Genomic DNA, 20,072 nt, shown 5'->3' with positions numbered 1-20,072 from the left:
CGGAGGACAAGAATGCGCAAGATCGCCATCGCCGTCTCGACTGTCGTCCTGACCGCGCTGCTACCGCTGCCGGCTCAGGCGGCGCCACCACCGGTCTGGACCCATAACGCATCCGACCGGCTCTTCCCCTACGCCACCCGGCCGGCGAACGCCCCGGCCTCGATCGACCTGTACGCCGCCCGCAACGAGACCGAGGCCGCCCAGATCGCGGTCCGTCCGACCGCGTCCACGTCGGGCGTCTCGGTTGCCGTGAGCAACCTGACCGGCCCGGGCGGCGCGATCCTCTCGGACATCACGGTCCGTCGCGAATACCTCCATCCGAATGTCTTCCAGGCTCCCGACGCGGAGCGTGAAGGCACCGGTTCGGCGTACTACGACGCGCTGGTCGAGAACACCCCGCGGACCCTGGCTGCCAACGTCACCCAGCCGTACCACTACAGCGTGCGCGTTCCCACCGGCGCGACACCCGGGCTCTACACCGGTACGGCGACCGTCCGGAGCAGCGCCGGGGATACCGTCGTACCGGTCCGGGTGACCGTCGCGTCGGCGACCCTCCCGCCGACGAACCAGTCGAAATTCAAGCTGAACAACTGGACAACCTCGGCCGGCTGGGACTACACCGGCACGATCCAGGCGATCCCGCTGCAGTACAACGTGCAGATGTACGACGAGAACTGGTGGCGGGTGATCGAGGCGATGGCCCGCAACCACGCCCGGCACCGCAACAATGTGGTCTTCGCCGACTTCCAGGCACTGCTGATCCCGAACACCACGATCGATGCTGCTGGCAACTACACGTTCGGCTGGGAGAGCTTCGACCGGTTCATCCAGATCTACCGCGATGCCGGTGCGCTGCAGTGGATCCACACGCCGCACCTGCTGATGACCAGCGACCCGGGAGCCGGGCTGCCGAACCGGCTCGAGATGCTGAAGCGTTCCGCGAACGGATCCACCCAGATGGTTCCGGTGAACTCCGGTTCGGCGGAGGCGACGGCGTACCTGAACAAGCTGTTCCCGGCGCTCAAGCAGCACCTGGACGCCAAGGGTCTGACCGACATCTTCTACATGAGCGCGAACGACGAGACGACGCGGACCGAGGACACCAACGCGGCGAACTGGATGTACGAGATCTACCGCAAGTACTTCCCGAACCCGAAGCTGAACGAGGCCGAACTGGCCGTCCAGAACCCGACCGCGAACGTCACCGCGAACACTCCGATCCTCGATCTCTACGAGAACAACGTCGGGCATTTCCAGACCAAACGCCTTGCTGGCAACGAGTTGTGGATCTACAACTGCATCGGTCCGCGCGGTCCGTACCTGAACCGGTTCCTGATGTCGCACCTGGCCAAGACGCGGCTGACACCGATGCTGGCCTGGAAGGCGGATGCGGTCGGGTATCTGCACTGGGGGTGGAACTACTGGTTCGGCACGCTGGGGCAGAAGTTCGACACCTTCGACGGGGCGCAGAACGGGGACAACTTCATCGTCCGACCGAACGCGCCGGCGTACGACGTCTACGACAGCATCCGGAGTGAGGCGCAGCTGGACGGGGTCGAGGACTATGAGCTGTTCACGCAGCTCGCCGCGACGAAGCCGGTGCTCGCTCGCGCGTTGGCGAACTCGCTGCTGACGAACTCGTACACGCTCGACAAGTCGGGTGCCGCGGTGGACGCCGTACACCGTCAGGTTCTGGATGCTTTGGCAGCTGGCGGGCCAGATCAGGTGTACCCGTATTTGGACGACTTCAGTGCCGGATCGCAGTCCTGGCAGGCCAACGCCGGCACGTGGTCGGTGTCGGGTGGTGCTTTGACCCAGACGAGCACTGACAAGTGGAGCTACGTTGCCGGTCTGGAGGGACGCGCGTACGGCGATGTGGCGGCGAGCGTGGATCTGCAGATCCGTGGCGTGAATTCCAATGGCGGCAACACGAACTGGGCCGGGCTGGTGGTTCGCAACCTGAACCCGACCGACTTCGAGAGCGGCTATCTCGTGGCCCAGCGCAACAACGGTGAGGTCTTCGTCTTCAAGGCGGGCGCGACGCTCGGCAAGGCGCAGGCCGTCGGTTACGCACCTGGTCAGTTCAACCGGCTGCGGGTGGTTGCGCGCGGCAACAAGATCACCGTGTACGCCGGGACCGGTACGGCGCCGGTGCTGACCGTGACCGACTCGGCGTTCACTGCCGGCGGGATCGGGCTGGCGAGTGGTGGCGTGAACGTGGCCTTCGACAACGTCCGGCTCGACCCGGACGTGAACCCGGCCGAAGGCGGTGCGGTGTCCGTCTCCTCGTCGTACGACAGTGACGGCTGGCGCGCGATCGCAGCCGTCGACGGACGCCGTACGTCGGACGCCAGCTCGATGGGGTGGACGTCCGGGGCGGCCTCGAGCGCGACCGACCAGCAGACGTTCAAGGTGGATCTCGGTTCTGCGCGGTCGCTCGGCCGGGTGGATCTGTATCCGCGGGCGGACGGTGCCAATGTGGGGATCGGGTTCCCGATCGACTACGACGTACAGGTTTCGCCGGACGGATCGTCGTGGAGCACCATCGGCACGCGAGTCGGCCAGCCCAGGCCTAGCGGCGTACAGTCCTTCGACTTCTCAGCTCGCAGCGTGCGCTTCGTACAGGTGATCGGGAAGCGGCTGGCGCAGGACCCGTTCGGGACCTACCGGATGCAGTTGGCCGAGGTCGAGGTGGCCGGTGGCAACTTCGCGGCCGGGCGACCGGTCAGCTCGTCGACCTCCTCGGAGTTCACTGGTGAGGGCTGGCTACGCGCCAACCTGACCGACGGCGCACGCCAATCGCGCCTGTGGAACTCAATGGGCTGGACCAGCGATTCCGTCCCCGCCACCTCACCGCAGTGGGTCCGCGTAGACCTGGGCGGACCATCGCGTATCGCGAAGGTCGATCTGTACGCGCGGTCCGACGGTTCCAGCACCGGCGGCGGCTTCCCGATCGACTACGTCGTCGAAACCTCGGCCGACGGGGTCAACTTCACTGCGGTCGCCACGGCGAACGACGTACCGCAGCCCGGCTCCGGCGCGGTGACCCACACCTTCCCGACGACCACAGCCCGGTACGTGCAAGTGCGCGGTACCGAACTGCGGCCGGACGGCGAAGGCGGCCACCGCATGCAGCTCGCCGAACTCGAAGTGAGCTAGAACGTATCGATGTGGATGACCTCGTCAAGTGACTGCCGCGGAGCAGGCTTGAAGGTGTCCCCCGTGTAGTACGCAGTCGGAAGCAGCACGGACTGCCGGACCTCCTCCGGCAGTCCGAGCAGCTCCTGAATCTCCTTCTCGTAAACCATGTGCAGCGTCGTCCACGCCGTACCAAGCCCACGCGCCCGAGCCGCCAAGCAGTAACTCCAAGCCGCCGGCAGAATCGACCCCCAAGTCCCCGCCTGATTCCCAGCCGGCAACTTGCTCACCGTGAGGCACGGAATCACCAACACAGGCACCTGCCCCATCCGCTCCCCCAAGTACGCCACGCTGTCCCCCACCCGCCGCTGAACCGGCCCCCGCTCCGGATCATCCGCATGCAACTTCCCCGCCGCCCCCGCGCTGGCCAGATACTGTTCCACCGCCAGCCGGTAGTACTCCCCAATAGCAGCCCGCTTCTCAGCATCCGTCACCACCATCCAGTGCCACGTCTGCCTGTTACTCCCCGAAGGCGCCTGCACCGCCACCTCAATACACTCCCGAACCACCTCAATCGGCACCGCCCGCTCAAGATCCAGCCGCTTCCGCACGGTCCGGGTAGTAGTCAGCAACTCATCAGGCATCAAATCCAAAGTCTCCGTCACCCTCCCTTTCTACCTCGCCGCCTGCACAACGACAGGAGGTAGTCGCCCACGTAGACGGCACGCCCGCGGGGAACCACCCGCAGGAGGGTCGTCGCATACCTATACGTCCTGTCCTTGGAGCAACGGCTCAACAGGTACAGAGGGAGTTGGGCCATCCCGGGCACCGACCACAAGGATCGGCTTACTAAGGTGCAATCGCGCCAGTACTACAGATCCCTGAAGCTGATTTGCTAACAATTGCGGGCCTTGCAACGGCGGCAACCGCCAACCCCACCAAGCCTTACCGTAACTCCACCGAGATCGGCGAGCTGGTCTCGATCGCGAGCTCGCTATCGGATCGACAACTTGAGCGATTGATCGACCTTGCCCGCAACCTGAAGCCGGAGCGCCCTACAGCGCCGTGCTGAGCGAACTCGAGATACGGGACGGTTGCTCAGAAGCTGAATGACGCGCGCTGAAACTCCGTCCTCACGTCACTCAGGAGATAGCCCGCCTGACCGTAGAACGAGGGATCGTACGGAAACAGCCCCAAGTGCGCGCAATACCGCTCAAGCATGTCCGAAGTCAGACGCTCACGTTTCAGACGACGCGTATAACGCTCAGTCTCCTCGAACGGCAACGGCTCGCCGTACGTCTCAAACGTCCGGCGCCCCTCCCAGAGCGACCCAATCGCCCTTACCGTCTCCGCGCCCTTGTGCACCACAAACTGAAGATCCCGGCCGTGGTCGAACTCGGACACCCCATCGGTAAGCACAACCCCTTCGAAGCCGGCTTGTCTGCACAAACCACTCACCGCCGTCACAGCATCGGAGGCCGGCATGTCGTCGAAGTACGCCGTCCACTGTCCATCGCCGCAGTCCCACAGCAGTTCCCGATCGCGTTCAGGACCGAACGGGAGCAACCGACCGATCCCCGACGACAACTCACCTTCCAGGTGCTCCACGGCGAGACCCGGCTGCCATTTCGCAAACCAAGCATGCGACCGACGCCATCGCTCCAACGCCTCCGCAGCGACCGCGACGTTCACCTTGAAGAAGCCCATGCCTCGACCGGGGACAGGCAATTCAGATGTCATTGCGCTCCACTTCAGCTCGCTCCCACACCGCCCGCACGTTGCCGCCAACACGACCACCCACGATGAACTCGACGGACAGGTCGCTGGCCTCGCTGAACCACCCAGTCCAGCCATCGCTACAGAATCAGTCAGCCCGGCCTGCAGAGCCCATTCCCCTCCTCAGGGAGTTGTGTGACTATGTCCGTCGCTCCACGAAGGCCTCGATCAGCGATACCGCGAGCCAGTGCCCTCCGACCTGGGCCATGTGAAGAGCCCACGCTCCGCCATCCGTGGCGGGTGACGCCAGCGGATCCGCACCTCGCGCGAGCAAATATGCCGTGACATCGACATGCAGCGGTTCACCCGTTTGCGTGTGCCCGTCAAGTTCGACGTCGATCGCGTGCTGAAGGAGCGTCAGCCCGCCGTCGACTTCTCCGACGTCGACGCCACTGTCCAGCAGTTCGCGCAACGCCGGAAGATCCTCGTGTTCGACAGCAGCATGAGCTGGTGTCATCCCGGTCTCCTATCAGCCTGCAGTCATGTGAAATCCCATACCGGCTTGCGCAGTTGACTTTGAATCAGGCCTTGGCGGTTGCACCATCGACCCAGCTGACGAAGGCGTCGGTCTCTACGCCCTGGCCTGCGATGATCCGGTGACCATACATCGCGGTGAGCAAGTCGGGGTCGATGTTGTACTTGGGGTTCGGGACCCGTGTGAAGCCCATGATCACGTGCCGCTGGTACGCAAGATCACGCTTCCCCTTGTCGAACATCACCCATTTCAGATGGGGGTTCCGCTCGATCATCACATCGCCCAGGAACAGTCCGATGTCGTTCACCACGGCGTACCAGATCGGTCGGAGCCGACTCACCGCCGAGTCGCCCTCGACCTCGCTGCGGAACCAATCATTGAGCGCCTGAAGGCCGGGAGAGCTCGACGACAACTCGACGCCGTTGTTCTCCAGCAGTCGCCGCAACTCGTCGATGCGTTCCGACTTGGCCGCCATCAGTAGCTGAAACGCGGCACGCGCCTCGCGCCTCGGCAACTCGTGCAGCGGCCCCCATACACCGGGGTCGAAAGGCTTGTACTCATCCCAGTTCACGCTTACCCCGTGCAGTCTGTGCTCAGTCCGGCAGATCGGTGAAGAATTGCGCCACGTCATAGTTTGCTATTAGACGCGCCAAACCGACCGGCGTCTGACCATGCTTATTAACAGCATACGGATCTGCTCCGTGGCTCCGCAACAGAGATATCAAATCACCGGCACCCTTGGAGTTGAAGACTGCGTCAGACAAGGGTGTATTGCCGAATCTGTTCACGACATTGACAGATGCGCCACGATCGAGCAGCAGACGCGCTGCTTCTACTGCATTCTCTTGACACGCGAAATGTAACGCCGTGAATCCACGAACATCTTGGGCATCAACGTGGGCGTCTTCATCGAGGCATCTGATTATCCGCCCGACATCATTCTCCAAGGCAGCATAATGCAACTCGGTCCGCGCGTACGGATCGGAGTTCCTCATTGATTCGAGCCTCTCTTCACTCCTGGTGATGTACTGCCTGCTGGAATCGCTCGGCTCAGCTGATTCTCTCTACTCGGGTAACTGGCCCTCGTCACCTGCTGAGGCGGGACTACAGTTTCATCCCTGAGCGATGGAAGTCGACGAGGTCGGGGTCCTGCTCGGCGAGTTGATCCTCGAATGCATCCCATCCTCGGTCCGCGATGAAGTCCGCCTCACCCGTGGTGATTGGCACCAGCCACGCCACGACGACGTCGCCATCGGCACCGGAGAACGTAGCGAACTCGTCAGGAAAGTAGACCGGCATCGTCACGTACAACGCCGTCAAGGCCGACGTGGGCACGATGGAATCTGCCGGACCGATCACGTTGCCTCGCAACAGCAGACGCTGTCGCGCGATAGCCATCGAGCCCACCTGGAACAGCAGCGATACCACTCGGTCAGCTGCCAAGGATTCCGGCGCCAGTATCAAGAGCTCCTGACGGATAGCGCGCCCCGACGCTGGAGACAACAGCAGGTGCCGGCTCAGGCCGAGCGTCGCGTAGCCAACCGAATCGGCGTCAGACCCACCGGAGAAGCGGACGATCTGAAACGGCATCGCCGCTCCATCCGGGTCAAGCGACCAACCCGTGTGGATCGGTCCGAGAACACGCTCGAAATGTTCAACCAGGCTCGTCATGTCACGGCCAGCATCTCGCGTCGTTGTTGCCCTGCCAAGCGGTTGCAGATCGGACACTGCAAGGTCAGCAGGTGTAGAGGGAGTTGGGGTGGACCTTTTCGCAGAAGCGGATGTGGAGGTGGTTGTCGTGGGCGGGCCACTCGGTGGTTAGGCCTTCGTTGATGAGGGTGGGGTCGTTGAAGAAGATGATGCGGACGTGGCCGGGGGCGGCGGCTCGGATTGCCTGGACCAGTTGGCGGGTGGCGGCTCGGTCGTAGGTGGTTGATTGCCAGGTGATGCGGCCGGCGGTGCACTGGGCGTTGTCGGTGCGGATGGGCCAGATGTCGATGTCGAGGCCGACCTCGTGGCTGCCGTGGCCGGGGATGTCGCCGCCGTGTTCGAAGCCGGCGTCGCCGTACGGGACCTTGCCTTGGGCTGTCGAAGCGAAGGAGCGGGCTGCTTGCTCCAGTTGGGCGACTGCGGCTGAGGTGCCCCAGTTGGCGGCTGTGCCGTTGCCGTCGGGGTCCTGGTCGCAGAGGTTCGCGGTGAAGTCGGGGTAGTCGTAGTGCCAGGCGAGGTTGCGCCAGGTGATCGGGCCGACGATGCCGTCCGAGCCGATGCCGGCGTGCGTCTGGAAGGCGGCGACTGCGTCGCGGACCGTCGTACTGAAGACGCCGTCGACGGGGAGGCTGAGGCGGCGCTTGGCGTTCAGCTCGACCTGGAGTGCTTTGACGGCCGCGTTGTTGTCGCCGGAGCGGATGGTCGGCGCGAGCGCGGCCCAGGTCTGCGGGCCGACGATTCCGTCTGCGCCGAGGCCCTTCGCGGTCTGGAAGGCCTTGGCGGCAGCCACGGTTGAGGCGCCGAAGACGCCGTCGGCCGGGGCGGACTGGCCGTTGTGCTGCAGCAGGTACTGAATCGCCAGTACGTCGGCGCCGCGGTTGCCGCTGCTCTGAGTCGGGAAGAAGGCGTTCGCATACGCGCTCGCGCTGGTCGGAACGAGGGCGAGAGTCAGTGCGAGGAGTACGACCAGAAGACGTCGCATGGATGTTCCTCCGGGGCGGAAGAGGGAACTAACTTACGGTCCCTCGCCACAATCCGGCATCAATTACCGCGAGCGCAAGGCCTTACTCGAAAGGCGACGGATCGCCGGCGCCCACCCGGACCACCTCGGGGAAGTCCTCGGACAGGTCGATCACCGTGGTCGGCTCGATCCCGGTCTCGCCGTCGACGACACCGTCGACCTGGTTGTCGAGCTCCTCCTTGATCTCCCACCCCTGGGTCATCGGCTCCTCGTGACCGGGGAGCAGCAGCGTGCTCGACAACATCGGTTCGCCGAGCTCCTCGAGCAGCGCCTGGGTGACCACGTGATCGGGGATCCGGACACCGACCGTCTTCTTCTTCGGGTGCAGCAGCCGCTTCGGAACCTCCTTGGTGGCCGGCAGGATGAAGGTGTAGCTGCCTGGCGTCGCCGCCTTGATCGAGCGGAAGACGGCGTTGCTGATGTGCACGAACTGCCCGAGCTGGGCGAAGTTCTGGCACATCAACGTGAAGTGGTGCTTGTCGTCCAGCTGCCGGATGGATCTGATCCGATCGATGCCGTCCCGGTTGCCCAGCGCACAGCCGAGTGCGAAACCTGAGTCTGTCGGGTAGGCGATCAGCCCGCCGCCGCGAACCAGGTCGACGACCTGACCGACCGCACGCTTCTGGGGATTCTCCGGATGCACATCGAAATACCTGGCCACCTGCCGAGCCTACCGCCGCTCGCGCGCTGCGTGAGCCACCCGTTCGATCCCTTCGCGCAGCGTCGCCTCGGGCAGCGTGAACGGGATCCGGGTGTGGTCGTCAGCCGCCCCGAAGACAGCACCGGGCAGCAGGGCGACGCCGTACCGGGAGACGAGCTGGCTCCACTGGGTGGCGGTTCGGTGCGGCAGGCGGACCCAGAGCGATGCGCCGGCGCGAGGTTCCTGCCAGGTCCAGTCGGGTAGGTGTTGCTGGAGGAGGCCGGTCAGCGTGCGCAGCTGCACGGGCAGTGTTGTACGACGTTCTTCCGCCGCGTCCTCGTAGTGATCGAAGAGGCGCCGGGCCAGCTCTTGTGCGACCAGCGAGCTGCCGAGATCGCTGATCCCCCGGACCTGTGCGAGCCGGCCGACCGTCTGCGGCGCACCCCGTATCCAGCCAAGCCGCAGACCGCCCCAGAACAGCTTGCTCATCGACCCGACCGTGACCAGGCGATCGTGTGTCCCCAAGGTCGAGTCGGTGGGTGCCAACGACGTACCGGCGAGTGAGGTGTCGTCGACCAGCACGAACTCATACCTGTCCAGGAGCCGAGCGAGGCGTCGGCGGCGGTCGGCGGACATCACCACGCCGGTCGGGTTGTGCCCCGGGGACTGCACATAGACCAGTCGCGGCGCCTCGGTCACCAGCAGCTTCTCCAGCGCGTCCACGTCGAGACCGTCGCCGTCCATCGGGACCGTCCGCAGTCTGCTGCCAGTGCGCGCGAAGGCATCCAACGCTCCCCGGTACGTCGGCTCCTCGACAATCACGCGATCACCCGGCTGCAGGCAACCCCGCGCCACCAATTCCAGCGCCTGCTGGGCTCCCGACGTGATCAGGATGTCCGCGGGCGCGGTCGATTCGCCGTACCAGCGGGCGATCCGCTCACGCAGCGCAGGCAAGCCTTTGAGGTGGTAGCCGTGATGGGTGGTCGTCAGGTGCAGGTAGTCGTCCCGCGTGAGGCTCGCGGCCACCTCCGCGACGATCCCGAGACTCGGCAACGCGGCCGTCATGAAGTCGATCGCCGGCGGCCCGTCGAGAAACTGGCTCGCGGCGTGATCACCGGCGAGCTCCCGGCTCGACACGGTGTGCCGGGCCTGGGTTCGGACCCTGGTCCCACTGCCGCGCCGCCGCTCGAGCCGGCCGCTGGTCTGCAGTTCCTGGTACGCCGCGACGACCGTCGTCCGGCTCATCGTGAGGGCCACGGCGAGCGCCCGTTCGGGTGGCAGGACCGCGCCGGGCGGCAGTTCGCCGCGATCGATCAGCTCGGCCAGGCCCTCGCTCAACCGCCGGTAGAGCGGACCTGTCGGCGTACCGGTCCCTACCAGCATCCGGGTCAGCTGGTCGGTGGTGATCCTGTCCATTCGAGTCCAATTTCGGCGATGTGGCTCTGGAGATCATCGCACCGGGCAGGTCAGGGTTGACCCCATGAGCGTCACCTATCAGTTCGAGTACGCCGACCGGCTGCGCTGCGCGTTCATCGGCGCCGGCGGGCACTCGTACCGCAACGTCTACCCGGCCTTCCAGTACGCACCGGTCGAGCTGGTCGCGATCTGCGATGTCGACCTCGACCGCGCCCAGACCTACGCACGCGGTTTCGGCGCACCGACGGCGTACGCCGCTCATCACGCGATGCTGGCTGCCGAACGGCCCGACGCGGTCTTCATCGTCACGTCGTACACGGACAGCGGTGACGTGCAGGCGACGGCCCTGGCCGAGGACTGCCTGCGGGCCGGAGCCCATGTGTGGATGGAGAAACCGACGGCGGCCGGTCTTGCGCAGTTGGACCGGTTGGAGGCGGTCGCCGAGGAAACCGGGCTGACGGTGATGACGGGGCTGAAGAAGATCTTCACGCCGGCGATCGAGAAGGTCGCAGCCATCCTGCGTGATCCGGACTTCGGGCCGGTCAGCTCGATCGCCGTACGGTATCCGCAGGCCCTGCCGGCGCCCGCCGATCGGTCCGACGATGTCGCGATGATCGGGTTCCTCGACCACATCTTCCATCCGGCCGCGATCCTCACCTATCTGATGGGCCCGGTACGGCGGCTCAGTTACGAATGGGAGCCGCGGACCGGGGCCTCGGTCTCCAGCCTGCTGTTCGAATCCGGCGCGATCGGGTCGCTGCATCTCGCGGCCGGCTCGGCCCCCGGCGCTCCGCTGGAACGGGTAGAGGTGATCGGCGACGGCGCCCATGTCGTGGTCGACAACGGCGTGCGGCTCACGTACTACCGGCGTGGAGTCGAGTTGCCGTACGGGCGATCGGCGTCGTTCATCGCCGAGGACGAGGTCGCGCCGCTGTACTGGGAGCCGGAGTTCTCGCTCGGACAGCTCTACAACAAGAACCTGTTCTACCTCGGCTACGTCCCCGAAGTCGTGCACTTCTGCGAGAGCGTGCTGGCCGGAAAGCCAGTACAGAAAGGGACCCTGGCCGATGTCCGGATGATTCTCGACCTGTACGAAAGGTACCGATGATGATCGAGGAACAGCCGTGGGGACGGCTGGAATGGATGGTGTCCGGTGCCCTGGGCAACTCCACGACGATGACGGTCGGGCGCTGCTACATCCGGCCGGGTGCGCAGAATCCGCGCCACTACCACCCGAACTGCGACGAGGTTCTGCATGTCCTGCAAGGGACGATCGAGCACAGCGTCGACGACGAACGCGTTCGGATGGGGCCGGGTGACACGATCAGCATCCCGTCCGGCCGCGTCCACAACGCGCGCAATCTCGGCGACGACGAAGCGATCTTCGTGATCGCGTTCTCGAGTCCGGACCGCGAGGTCGTCGGCGAGTGAGCTACTTCGCCAGGCCGACCGCAGCCGCGGTGACGACGAGATTCTCTTCGTAGCCACCGGTCTTGGCGTCGTAGGCGCCCGTGCAGGTGATCAGGACGAGCCGATGATCGCCGGTCTGGTTGAAGGCGCCACTGCGGGTGGCCAAGGCGTCCTTCGGGACGGATATCTTCGAGACGATCCGGTACGTCGCGCTACGGCCGGCAGCACGCAGTACGACGTACTCGCCGGGCTCGGCCCTTCGTAGTCGGGCGAAGAATCCGAGGCCCTCGGTCTTCGTGTCGACGTGACCGGCCAGAACGATCGAACCGAAGGGGTCACCGGCCTCGGCGCCACCGTCCCACCAGCCGACGCGTTGCGCACCGGACGGCACCTGCAGCTGGCCGTTGACCGTGCCGGCTGGGAGGACAGGCGCGTGGGCGCCGCCAGGCAGCACCACCTCGGTCGGCACGAACCGGATGCGCTGGCTGGGCGCCGGCGTACCGATGCGGCCCGGTGCGACCGTGCCCGGAGGCGTGATCGCCTTCTCGAAGGGGGTGGACGACGACGCCCCGGTGTTCGGCACAGCTGCATCCAGCTGCGCGGTGCACCCCTCCAAGCCCACGCAGCAGCACAACAGCAGTCCGACCAGCAGCCTCCTCAGCGGCGTTTCACCCTTCTGACAGTGATTGCCGTGCCCAGGAGAAGCAGAAGTGCGATCCCGGCCAGCGTTGCGGACTGGTCGGGGCCGGCTCCGGTGTTGACGACCTTGGGCTTCGGAGTTCCGGCCGGGCCGAGTTTGATCGTGCCGACCGCGACTGTCATCGTCTTCTGGCTCGGTGCGCCGACCGCGAAAACCCGGGTCAGATATCCGGCCTTCACCGGCAAATCCAACGGACCGAGAACGACCGGTGACTTCGCACCGGCAGGCACGATCTCGACACGGTAAGTGGCCGCCGGGACGACTACGTCGAGTGATTCCCCGTTCGCAACATTCGCGAACAGAACCTGACCGTTCACCCGGATATCGGCCGGACCGACCGCGGCCGTGTGCGCGACCCGGACCGCACCTTTATCGGCCGGGACCGCAGCGAGCTTGTTGGTGTACGACGTGATCACCGGAGCACCGCCCGGTGAGGCCGGCTGATGGATCACCACGTCCAGGCTGCCGCCGGAACCGACCGTCACCTGACGCTCGATGACGACCTTTCCGCCTTGTTTTGCAGTGATTGTGCGCTGCCCGGCCGAGACACCGAGCGGGCCGATCAGTTTGGCGGCCGGCACCTTGGTTGCCACTTCACGGCCGTCGATGCTGATGTCGAGGTTCCGCCCGGGCAGGCCCTGGACGATGTAGAGATTGCCTCCGGCGGCGCCCTGCGCCGGCATCGCGAAGACGGCCGGAGCCGCCACAACGGCCAGTACCAGAATTACCGGACCTGGTATTCTCGAAAATACCGATCGGAGATGTTCGGACACGCTACGTTTCCACATTTCGCCCCCTGGATGTTCGCGCTCACAGTGCCCCCACACATTTGCCGAGAATCGGCGAATTGCGGCGTATCGTAAGCGCAAACAGATCCGGCCGCCAGAGGCAGCGCGCCCAACCGGATCCGTTTCTTGGGGGCGATGCGTGATGCCACATCGCAGACGAGCGCTCATCCTGGCCGCGCTGATCCTGGTGCTCAATGGCTGTTCCGGAGAGCCCACGCCAGTGCCGCCCAGTCCGGGGGCCGGCGATACCGAGGCCATTCTGCCGCCTGGCCAGTCGGAATCACCCGAGACGCCGGGGCCGGGGCTCACCGCGCCGGGGATCCGGCTGACCGCCGTACCGCGGGCTGACGGGTCGTTCGACATGGTCGAGGAGGTGATGCTGGCGGCAGCGGTCGACGTACTGCAGTTACAGGTTCCTACCTCCGGGGAGCAGTTGCCGGGGTTGATGACGAAGACGGCTCCGCGGGCGTCGGATCTGCAGTTGCTGGCTGATGATCAACTGGTGCCACTCGACGCGACCACGGTGGAGACCACTCGGGATCTGCCGCTGATCTCGGCCGCCAAGAAGCTCCGGTTGACGTATCGGCTGACCGGGACGACGGTTCGCCGTACGCCACAGCGGCCGGAGCGCGCCGCGGCCGCGTTGCGCCCACTGATCGCGCCCGCCGAGGCCACCTTGCCGACAACGGTTTCGGTCTCTTCCGGGCTGTTGAACGCAGTCTGTCCTTTGCTTCCGGAGACTCGCTGCGTGGTCGGCGATCCGCCGGCACTGAAAATCCGGCCGGACATTCCGGTCGCCCAGGCACTGGTGGTGATCCAGCTCGACCTGCCCTGATGCGGTTTTGTCCGAGGGGGCGCTTACTGTGAGTTCATGGCGGAGGAACGGATCGCATTGGGGACCGCGCGAGCGCGGTGGGTGCTGGCGGCCACGGCACTCGGGTCGGGGATGGCGTTCCTCGACGGCACGGTGGTCAACGTCGCGCTGCCGGCGATGGGCGAGGACCTCGGCGCCGACATTGCCGGTCTGCAGTGGATCGTCAACGGCTACATGCTGATGCTGGCGTCGCTGATCCTGCTCAGCGGCTCGCTCGGCGACCGGCTCGGCCGGCGCCGGATGTATGTGATCGGCGTGGCCTGGTTCGCGGTGGCCTCGGTGATCTGCACGATCGCACCGAATCTCGAGGTGATGATCGCTGGGCGAGTGCTGCAAGGCATCGGCGGCGCGCTGCTCACACCAGGCAGTCTGGCGATCCTGCAGACCACGTTCGCGCCGGGCGATCGCGGCAAGGCGGTCGGGACGTGGTCGGGGCTCACCTCGGTCGCGGCAGCGATCGGGCCGTTCGTCGGCGGGACCTTGGTGGACAGCGGTTCCTGGCGGCTGATCTTCCTGATCAATGCACCGATCGCTCTGGTCACCATCCTGGTGACGCTGAAACATGTGCCGGAGACACGGGACGAGACGATGGCCGGCAAGCTCGACCTGGGCGGCGCCGGTCTGGCGACGATCGGCTTGGCCGGCTTCACCTTCGGGTTGATCCAGGCAGGTGAGAGTGGCTTCGGCAACGCGGCGGTGATCGCCAGTCTGGTGATCGGACTGCTGGCGTTCGGCGTCTTCGTCGAGGTCGAGCGACGCAGTTCGCATCCGATGCTGCCACCCGGAATCTTCGCCAACCGCCGCTTCACCGGGGCGAACCTGGTGACCGTGGTCGTCTACGGCGCCCTCGGTACGGCGACATTCCTGGTGGTCGTCTACTTCCAGACAGCACTTGGGTACGCCGCGGTCTGGGCCGGCGCATCCTTGCTGCCGATGACCGCCTTGATGTTCTTCCTGTCTGGGTGGGCAGGTGGACTGGCTGAGAAGATCGGGGCCCGAATACCGATGACGGTCGGGCCACTGCTGATGGCGGGTGGGTTCCTGCTGATGCTGCGGATCTCGCCTGACTCGCAGTACGTGACCGCGGTGCTGCCGGCGGTCGTCGTACTGGGCCTTGGACTGGTTGCGACAGTGGCGCCGTTGACGGCGACCGTGTTGTCGTCGGTCGAGGACCATCACGCGGGGATCGCCTCCGGGGTGAACAACGCGATCGCCCGGTCGGCGCAGTTGATGGCGGTCGCCGCGATTCCGATGGCGGCGGGGATCACCGGGGAGTCGTACCGGGATCCTGTTGCCTTCAGCAATAGCTTTCACCGGGCGTTGATCATCTCCGCCGTGCTCGCCGTGGCCGGGGCCGTGATCGCGTGGACCACGCTCGGAGACGGGACCAGGCGCCGTACGGTGCAGGTCCTGCATCACCGGCACTGCGCACTGGAAGCACCGCCGTACACGGACGCCGCCCGCTGACCGCTGGACGACATGTCGACAAACCGGGATCTTTTTGACACGGTCGTGCGATATGCTCGCCGGTAAGCGATCTGGGGAGGTACGGGGTGAACGTGTGGTGGCGGGCGGCATTCGGAGCCGCGGCGATGGGGTTTGCACTGGGGTGCTCGATCACGGTGTCCCAGGCGGTGCACAACCGGTATGTGCCGGCAGTGGTGTGTGCGGTGGTGGCCATCCTGCTGATCCGGCCGTTCCGCCGGCGCCAGGAGTTGGGACTACGGAACGCGGCTCGCGGACTGCTCAACGGGCTGCTGGTGACCGGCGGCAGTGCGGCCGTCGTGCTCGGCGCGGGCACGCTCGCCGGCTGGATCAGCTGGGGCCGGTTCGACCTGCATCGCGTGCTGCTGTTCCTGCTGACGAACACGATCATCGCGCTACTGCTCGAGGCTCTGCCGGAGGAGCTCAGTTTGCGTGGTCACACCTGGAGCGCGCTGCGATCGCGGTACCGCGGCCTGCTGGCTGCGATCGGGACGACGGCGTTGTTCCTGCTCGTGCCGGGGATCTCGTCGGCGGTGCAGCTCATTCTCGGGACCATCTTCGAGCAGAACACCCAAGAGCTGAGCTTCGCGCCCCCGGGAGAGGACCTCGTTTCGTACCTGTTCCTGCTGACGATCTTCGGGTTCACGCTCATCGCCGCCCGCGTGGCCACCGGTTCACTGTGGGCCAGTGTCGCAACGCATCTGACCTTCCTCACGGTGAACCGGCTGACCATCGACGGCGCCAAGCGCGACTCCGGTTGGTCGGCGAGCGTGATCAGCCAGGACGTGCTGCTGCTCGTCCCGGCGTACCTGGTGCTCGCCGCCCTCGTCTACTACGTGCAGTTCTTGATATCGCGGCCCCAGTTGTCCTTGGCCTCGTCATTACCCCAATGAGCCAAGTGGAAAGCTGAGACGTACTGGTTGGCCGGGCCGACGTCCAGGTCGGTCTTCAGCCACCACTTGTTGTAGCTGTCGCCGACGCGGACCACCGGGCCCTCGACCCGGCAGTAGACGTAGCTCGTGCCCTTCTTCAGCGTGCCTGTCGAAGGGTTGACACCAGGAGAGGCGTAGCCGGGCCCGTCCTGGAACGTGTCCACCCAGAATTTGGTCGCGACGGGACCGCTGCAGTTCTCGCTCGTCTCCCAGTATTCGAAGTACGCCGTCTTCTGCGGGACCTGGACGCCGCGGAACTTGGGCTGCAGGACGGTGCCGTTCAGCTTCTGCTCGTAGTGCAGATGCGATCCGCTGGAGTTGGTGCCGGTGTTGCCGACGGTGCCGATCTGGGTGCCTAAGGCAACCGTAGTGCCGACCGCGACGGTCCGGGTGTCGAGGTGCAGGTAGCGGGTCTGCCAGCCGTCGCCGTGGTCGATGACCACCATGTTGCCGGCGTCCGTCACGTAGGCCGAGACGGTGACCGTTCCGGCAGCCGAGGCCAGCGTCGGTGCCCCATGGGTCCGGCCGGACCTGTTGATCAGATCGAGCTTCTCCCGCGGGTTGTGTCCGCTGTGCGTGGACATCGTCCAGGTCTCGCCGCAGGGGACCGGCATTTGGAAGATCGGCGGGTCGGCAGCGGAGGCCGACGTCGGCGCGGCGTACAGGCCGGCGGCGACCAGAACCGCCAGCACGGCCAGACGGATGAGCTTCATGAGGCGGGCCTTTCATCGGGTCCGCTCACGGTAGATCCGCCGTACCGGGTGATGCAGTCCTTTCGAGCGTGGCCGAACAGTTAGCGCTGTGCGCGGTAGTGCGCGCGAACGTCGACCGGGAGGCGCTCGATCGCGTAGCGCAGCATGGTCCGCGGCATCGCCGGTGCGTGCTCGTCGAGGAAGACCCGGAGCTCCTCCTCGGACACCCGTTTGCCGGCCTCGCGCAGCATCCAGCCCGCCGCCTTGTGGATCAGGTCCTCACGGTCGTCGAAGACTTCGGGTGCGAGGTGGTAGATGTCCTCGCTCTCACCACGTCTGATGAACCAGTGGGTCGCGACCAGGGCAATCCGGCGTTCCCAGAGCGACTCCGAATGGACCAGGCTCGTCAGGACGTCACGTGGCTTGTCGACCAGATGGCCGCCGACGATCTCGGGGGCGCTGCAGTCGACCAGGTCCCAGTTGTTGATGTACGCCGTGCTGCGGAGGTAGAGGTCGTAGATCTCTTCTCGCTCATTACCTCTGCCGGCTCGATCAGCGAGCAGGCAGAGGACGGCCAGCCGGTGCTCGTGGATCGGGCTGGTCAGGGCCTGCTCGAGATCTTCGAGCGGGACCGCGGCTCGGAGATACGGCTTGAGCAGGCCGCGGATCGTCGAGAGCTTCACGCCCGCCATCTGATCGCCGTACCCGTAGCCGCCGGGCTGGAGCTGGAAGTAGCGCTCGAGGACTTCGGCCACCTGGGGATCCGCGGCGTCGTCGATCTCGGCAAGCAGAGTGGTTGCGGTCAGGGTCATATCAGCATGCCGCCACTGGCCCGGAGGTTCTGGCCGGTGATCCAGCGGCTGTCCGGACCAGCCAGGAAACCGACGACGTCGGCGATGTCGGCCGGTTCACCGACCCGGGCCAGAGCGGTCACGCTGATCAGCATGTTCTGGACCTCGGGTGGGTTGTTGTCGTAGAACATCTCGGTCGCGGTCGCTCCCGGCGAGACCGAGTTGACGGTGATCCCGCGGGCGCCGTACTCGCGGGCGGCGATCTTCACGAACTGCTCCAGCCCGGCCTTGCTGGCGGCGTACAGGGCGACGGTCGGGACCGGCATCGCCGTGTTGAGCGTCGAGAGCGCGATGATCCGGCCGCCGTCGGGCAGCACCTGAGCCGCCCGCTGGATCGCGAAGAACGGACCACGCAGGTTGGTCGCGAACAGCTCGTCGTACATCGTCTCGGTGACATCTGCGATCGGCGCGATGGTCGCCAGCGCCGCGTTGCAGACGAAGATGTCCAGCGTGCCGGTCGGCTCGGCAGCCCGCTCGAACAGCTCGGGCACCGCGGACACATCGGCCTGGTCGGACTGCACCGCGATGGCCTGACCACCGGCCGCCTTCACCTCCGCGACCACATCGGCCGCTTTGGCTTCGCTGTTCAGATAGGTGAAGGTGACGACAGCACCGTCCGCGGCCAAACGCCGTACGATCGCTGCGCCGATCCCCCGGGAACCACCGGTGACGAGAGCTGCCTTGCCGTCGAGTACGCCCATGCTCTTTGTCTACCATCCGGCAGGGACAGTCCGCGTCGTCGTTACAGGGCTTGACTTTCTGGCAGCGCTTCCACAACAGGCAGGTCACGCTCCGGGGTTATCCGTCGAGCAGGCGTTGTGACGTTAAGCCGCGGGGGCATACGGTTGCCCCAGGGCAGTACAACCCGCCAGGACGGACCGGCGGCGCAGGACTGCCCGGGGGAGAGACCGGCGTGACAAGCCAGCCTGAGCCGCGGGACGGCGAAATGATCAGAACGACGTTCGACGCGGTCACCGAAGAGCTGGAGCCGGGCGTCCTGCTCGTGCGCCTGTCCGGCGAGCTCGACATCGCCACCACCGACTTCGCCTCCGAATCGATCCGGGCCGCCGTCGCTCCACCGGCGCGACTGGTGCTGATCGACGTCTCCGCCGTCACGTTCCTCAGCTCGGCCGGCCTCGGGAACCTGGTCGAGGCCCGCACCCTGGCCGGCCGGCACAACATCACACTCGCCCTGGTCGGCGTCGGCCGTCCGGTCGATCGCCCACTCACCGTCACCGGCCTGGGTGGCCAGTTCCGCATCTTCGCCTCGGCCTCGGAAGCGCTCGCGGAGCTCTGAGTCCGGCGGGTTGCCGCGGGCAACACGGGCTTCCGGCGTACCGCGTCACGGTCTCGACCGTTAGGTGCGGTAGCGTCCGGTATCCCCCGAAGAAGGAATGGCATGGGTGACTTAGCCAAGATCGTGATCGTCGTACCGACCTACAACGAGCGGGAGAACCTGCCCGTCCTGGCCGGGCTGCTGTCCGACCTGAACCTGCCCGGGCTCGAACTGCTGGTCGTCGACGACAACTCCCCCGACGGTACCGGTGACGTCGCCGACGAACTGGCGAAGGAATCGCCGGACAAGATCGGCGTACTGCACCGCACCACCAAGGACGGCCTCGGCCGCGCGTACATCGCCGGGATCACCCGCGCGCTGAACGAAGGCGCCGACATCGTCATCCAGATGGACGCGGACCTGTCGCACCCCGCCTCGGTCATCCCCTTGATGGTGGAGACCCTGCGGACCACCGACGCCGGCCTCGTGATCGGCTCCCGGTACGTCGAGGGCGGCTCCGCGGCCGCCGAGTGGGGCTGGCACCGCCGGGCTCTCTCGGCCTGGGCCAACTTCTACGTGAACGCGCTGCTGCGGCTGCATGTGAAGGACGCCACCGCCGGCTTCAAGGCGTGGAAGGCCGACACGCTGCGGTGGATCGACGTCGCCTCGATCGAGAGCAACGGCTACTCGTTCCAGGTCGAGATGAACTACCGCACGGTGAAGCGTGGCCTGCGGATCGCCGAGGTCCCGATCCACTTCGAGGAGCGCACCGAAGGTGTCTCCAAGATGAGCCTGCGGGTCCAGCTCGAGTCGGCCCTGATGCCCTGGAAGCTGCTCTTCAGCCGCTCCTGAGCTGCTGCCTTTTGACCGCCGTACGACGTTCGCGCC

At 65.9% G+C, this 20,072-nt stretch carries 22 protein-coding genes; 8 read left to right on the top strand and 14 right to left on the bottom strand.

Annotated elements, in window-relative coordinates; translation table 11 throughout:
- Positions 1-12 precede the first annotated feature (12 nt).
- Positions 13-3,159, top strand: a complete 3,147-nt coding sequence (locus ACFCV3_RS07920) for a glycoside hydrolase domain-containing protein (protein ID WP_376027337.1) — start codon at positions 13-15, stop codon at positions 3,157-3,159.
- Here the strand turns inward: ACFCV3_RS07920 and ACFCV3_RS07915 are convergent.
- The 9 genes from ACFCV3_RS07915 to ACFCV3_RS07875 form a co-directional block, all read right to left on the bottom strand.
- Complete coding sequence (locus tag ACFCV3_RS07915; RefSeq protein WP_376027334.1) at positions 3,156-3,782, bottom strand: nitroreductase family protein; 627 nt, start codon at positions 3,780-3,782, stop codon at positions 3,156-3,158. The two genes, ACFCV3_RS07920 and ACFCV3_RS07915, sit on opposite strands and share 4 nt — an antisense overlap.
- Before the next feature lie 454 nt (positions 3,783-4,236).
- Entirely contained in the window at positions 4,237-4,845 is a 609-nt protein-coding gene (locus tag ACFCV3_RS07910) for a hypothetical protein (protein WP_376027331.1), read from the bottom strand.
- 208 nt (positions 4,846-5,053) lie between these two features.
- Entirely contained in the window at positions 5,054-5,371 is a 318-nt protein-coding gene (locus tag ACFCV3_RS07905) for an ankyrin repeat domain-containing protein (RefSeq protein ID WP_376027329.1), read from the bottom strand.
- Positions 5,372-5,435: 64 nt separating this feature from the next.
- Complete coding sequence (locus ACFCV3_RS07900) at positions 5,436-5,960, bottom strand: hypothetical protein (protein ID WP_376027326.1); 525 nt, start codon at positions 5,958-5,960, stop codon at positions 5,436-5,438.
- A gap of 22 nt (positions 5,961-5,982) precedes the next feature.
- Positions 5,983-6,384, bottom strand: coding sequence for an ankyrin repeat domain-containing protein (locus ACFCV3_RS07895; protein ID WP_376027324.1), 402 nt, complete (start codon positions 6,382-6,384; stop codon positions 5,983-5,985).
- Positions 6,385-6,493: 109 nt separating this feature from the next.
- The gene (locus ACFCV3_RS07890; RefSeq protein ID WP_376027321.1) at positions 6,494-7,060 is read right to left on the bottom strand and encodes a suppressor of fused domain protein; all 567 of its coding nucleotides are present in this window, start codon (positions 7,058-7,060) and stop codon (positions 6,494-6,496) included.
- 64 nt (positions 7,061-7,124) lie between these two features.
- Positions 7,125-8,081: a penicillin-insensitive murein endopeptidase gene (locus ACFCV3_RS07885; RefSeq protein ID WP_376027319.1), complete on the bottom strand. Its 957-nt coding sequence runs from the start codon at positions 8,079-8,081 to the stop codon at positions 7,125-7,127.
- An 82-nt stretch (positions 8,082-8,163) separates the two neighbouring features.
- Positions 8,164-8,781 (bottom strand): L-threonylcarbamoyladenylate synthase, encoded by a 618-nt coding sequence (locus ACFCV3_RS07880; protein WP_376027316.1) that lies wholly within the window; start codon positions 8,779-8,781, stop codon positions 8,164-8,166.
- A 9-nt stretch (positions 8,782-8,790) separates the two neighbouring features.
- Complete coding sequence (locus ACFCV3_RS07875) at positions 8,791-10,176, bottom strand: PLP-dependent aminotransferase family protein (RefSeq protein WP_376027315.1); 1,386 nt, start codon at positions 10,174-10,176, stop codon at positions 8,791-8,793.
- 64 nt (positions 10,177-10,240) lie between these two features.
- Here ACFCV3_RS07875 and ACFCV3_RS07870 point away from each other — a divergent pair, with 64 nt between their 5' ends.
- Together ACFCV3_RS07870 and ACFCV3_RS07865 are read left to right on the top strand one after the other, a co-directional pair.
- Entirely contained in the window at positions 10,241-11,284 is a 1,044-nt protein-coding gene (locus tag ACFCV3_RS07870) for a Gfo/Idh/MocA family protein (protein ID WP_376027313.1), read from the top strand.
- The gene (locus ACFCV3_RS07865) at positions 11,284-11,607 is read left to right on the top strand and encodes a cupin domain-containing protein (protein ID WP_376027310.1); all 324 of its coding nucleotides are present in this window, start codon (positions 11,284-11,286) and stop codon (positions 11,605-11,607) included. The genes ACFCV3_RS07870 and ACFCV3_RS07865 overlap by 1 nt, the downstream gene beginning before the upstream one ends.
- A gap of 1 nt (position 11,608) precedes the next feature.
- Here ACFCV3_RS07865 and ACFCV3_RS07860 read toward each other — a convergent pair whose 3' ends face one another.
- Positions 11,609-12,169 (bottom strand): class F sortase, encoded by a 561-nt coding sequence (locus ACFCV3_RS07860; protein WP_376027309.1) that lies wholly within the window; start codon positions 12,167-12,169, stop codon positions 11,609-11,611.
- A gap of 74 nt (positions 12,170-12,243) precedes the next feature.
- Positions 12,244-12,993 carry a DUF4397 domain-containing protein gene (locus ACFCV3_RS07855; RefSeq protein ID WP_376027308.1) on the bottom strand — a complete coding sequence of 250 codons (750 nt, stop codon included), beginning with the start codon at positions 12,991-12,993 and terminating at the stop codon, positions 12,244-12,246.
- Positions 12,994-13,216: 223 nt separating this feature from the next.
- On the opposite strand from ACFCV3_RS07855, the gene ACFCV3_RS07850 reads away from it, so the two are divergent.
- The 3 genes from ACFCV3_RS07850 to ACFCV3_RS07840 all read left to right on the top strand — a co-directional run bounded on the left by ACFCV3_RS07850 (position 13,217) and on the right by ACFCV3_RS07840 (position 16,326).
- Positions 13,217-13,909: a hypothetical protein gene (locus ACFCV3_RS07850; protein ID WP_376027306.1), complete on the top strand. Its 693-nt coding sequence runs from the start codon at positions 13,217-13,219 to the stop codon at positions 13,907-13,909.
- A 36-nt stretch (positions 13,910-13,945) separates the two neighbouring features.
- A complete protein-coding gene (locus tag ACFCV3_RS07845) occupies positions 13,946-15,415 on the top strand; it encodes an MFS transporter (RefSeq protein ID WP_376027304.1) in 1,470 nt (489 codons plus the stop codon).
- A gap of 125 nt (positions 15,416-15,540) precedes the next feature.
- Positions 15,541-16,326, top strand: coding sequence for a type II CAAX prenyl endopeptidase Rce1 family protein (locus tag ACFCV3_RS07840; protein ID WP_376027302.1), 786 nt, complete (start codon positions 15,541-15,543; stop codon positions 16,324-16,326).
- Here the strand turns inward: ACFCV3_RS07840 and ACFCV3_RS07835 are convergent.
- The 3 genes from ACFCV3_RS07835 to ACFCV3_RS07825 all read right to left on the bottom strand — a co-directional run bounded on the left by ACFCV3_RS07835 (position 16,266) and on the right by ACFCV3_RS07825 (position 18,609).
- On the bottom strand, positions 16,266-17,078 hold the full coding sequence (locus ACFCV3_RS07835; RefSeq protein ID WP_376027300.1) for a M23 family metallopeptidase: 813 nt from the start codon (positions 17,076-17,078) through the stop codon (positions 16,266-16,268). The two genes, ACFCV3_RS07840 and ACFCV3_RS07835, sit on opposite strands and share 61 nt — an antisense overlap.
- An 80-nt stretch (positions 17,079-17,158) precedes the next feature.
- Positions 17,159-17,869, bottom strand: a complete 711-nt coding sequence (locus ACFCV3_RS07830; RefSeq protein WP_376027297.1) for a DNA alkylation repair protein — start codon at positions 17,867-17,869, stop codon at positions 17,159-17,161.
- Positions 17,866-18,609, bottom strand: coding sequence for an SDR family oxidoreductase (locus tag ACFCV3_RS07825; protein WP_376027294.1), 744 nt, complete (start codon positions 18,607-18,609; stop codon positions 17,866-17,868). The genes ACFCV3_RS07830 and ACFCV3_RS07825 overlap by 4 nt, the downstream gene beginning before the upstream one ends.
- A 245-nt stretch (positions 18,610-18,854) precedes the next feature.
- Here ACFCV3_RS07825 and ACFCV3_RS07820 point away from each other — a divergent pair, with 245 nt between their 5' ends.
- Positions 18,855-19,205, top strand: a complete 351-nt coding sequence (locus ACFCV3_RS07820) for an STAS domain-containing protein (RefSeq protein WP_376027291.1) — start codon at positions 18,855-18,857, stop codon at positions 19,203-19,205.
- Between the two features lie 102 nt (positions 19,206-19,307).
- Positions 19,308-20,036, top strand: coding sequence for a polyprenol monophosphomannose synthase (locus ACFCV3_RS07815; RefSeq protein ID WP_132413941.1), 729 nt, complete (start codon positions 19,308-19,310; stop codon positions 20,034-20,036).
- Positions 20,037-20,072 lie beyond the last annotated feature (36 nt).

It is taken from the genome of Kribbella sp. NPDC056345 (assembly GCF_042262745.1).
In the GTDB taxonomy this organism is placed as follows: domain Bacteria; phylum Actinomycetota; class Actinomycetes; order Propionibacteriales; family Kribbellaceae; genus Kribbella.
The sequence above is the reverse complement of the archived record's forward strand: the minus strand, read 5'-3'. Positions and strand labels throughout refer to the sequence as shown.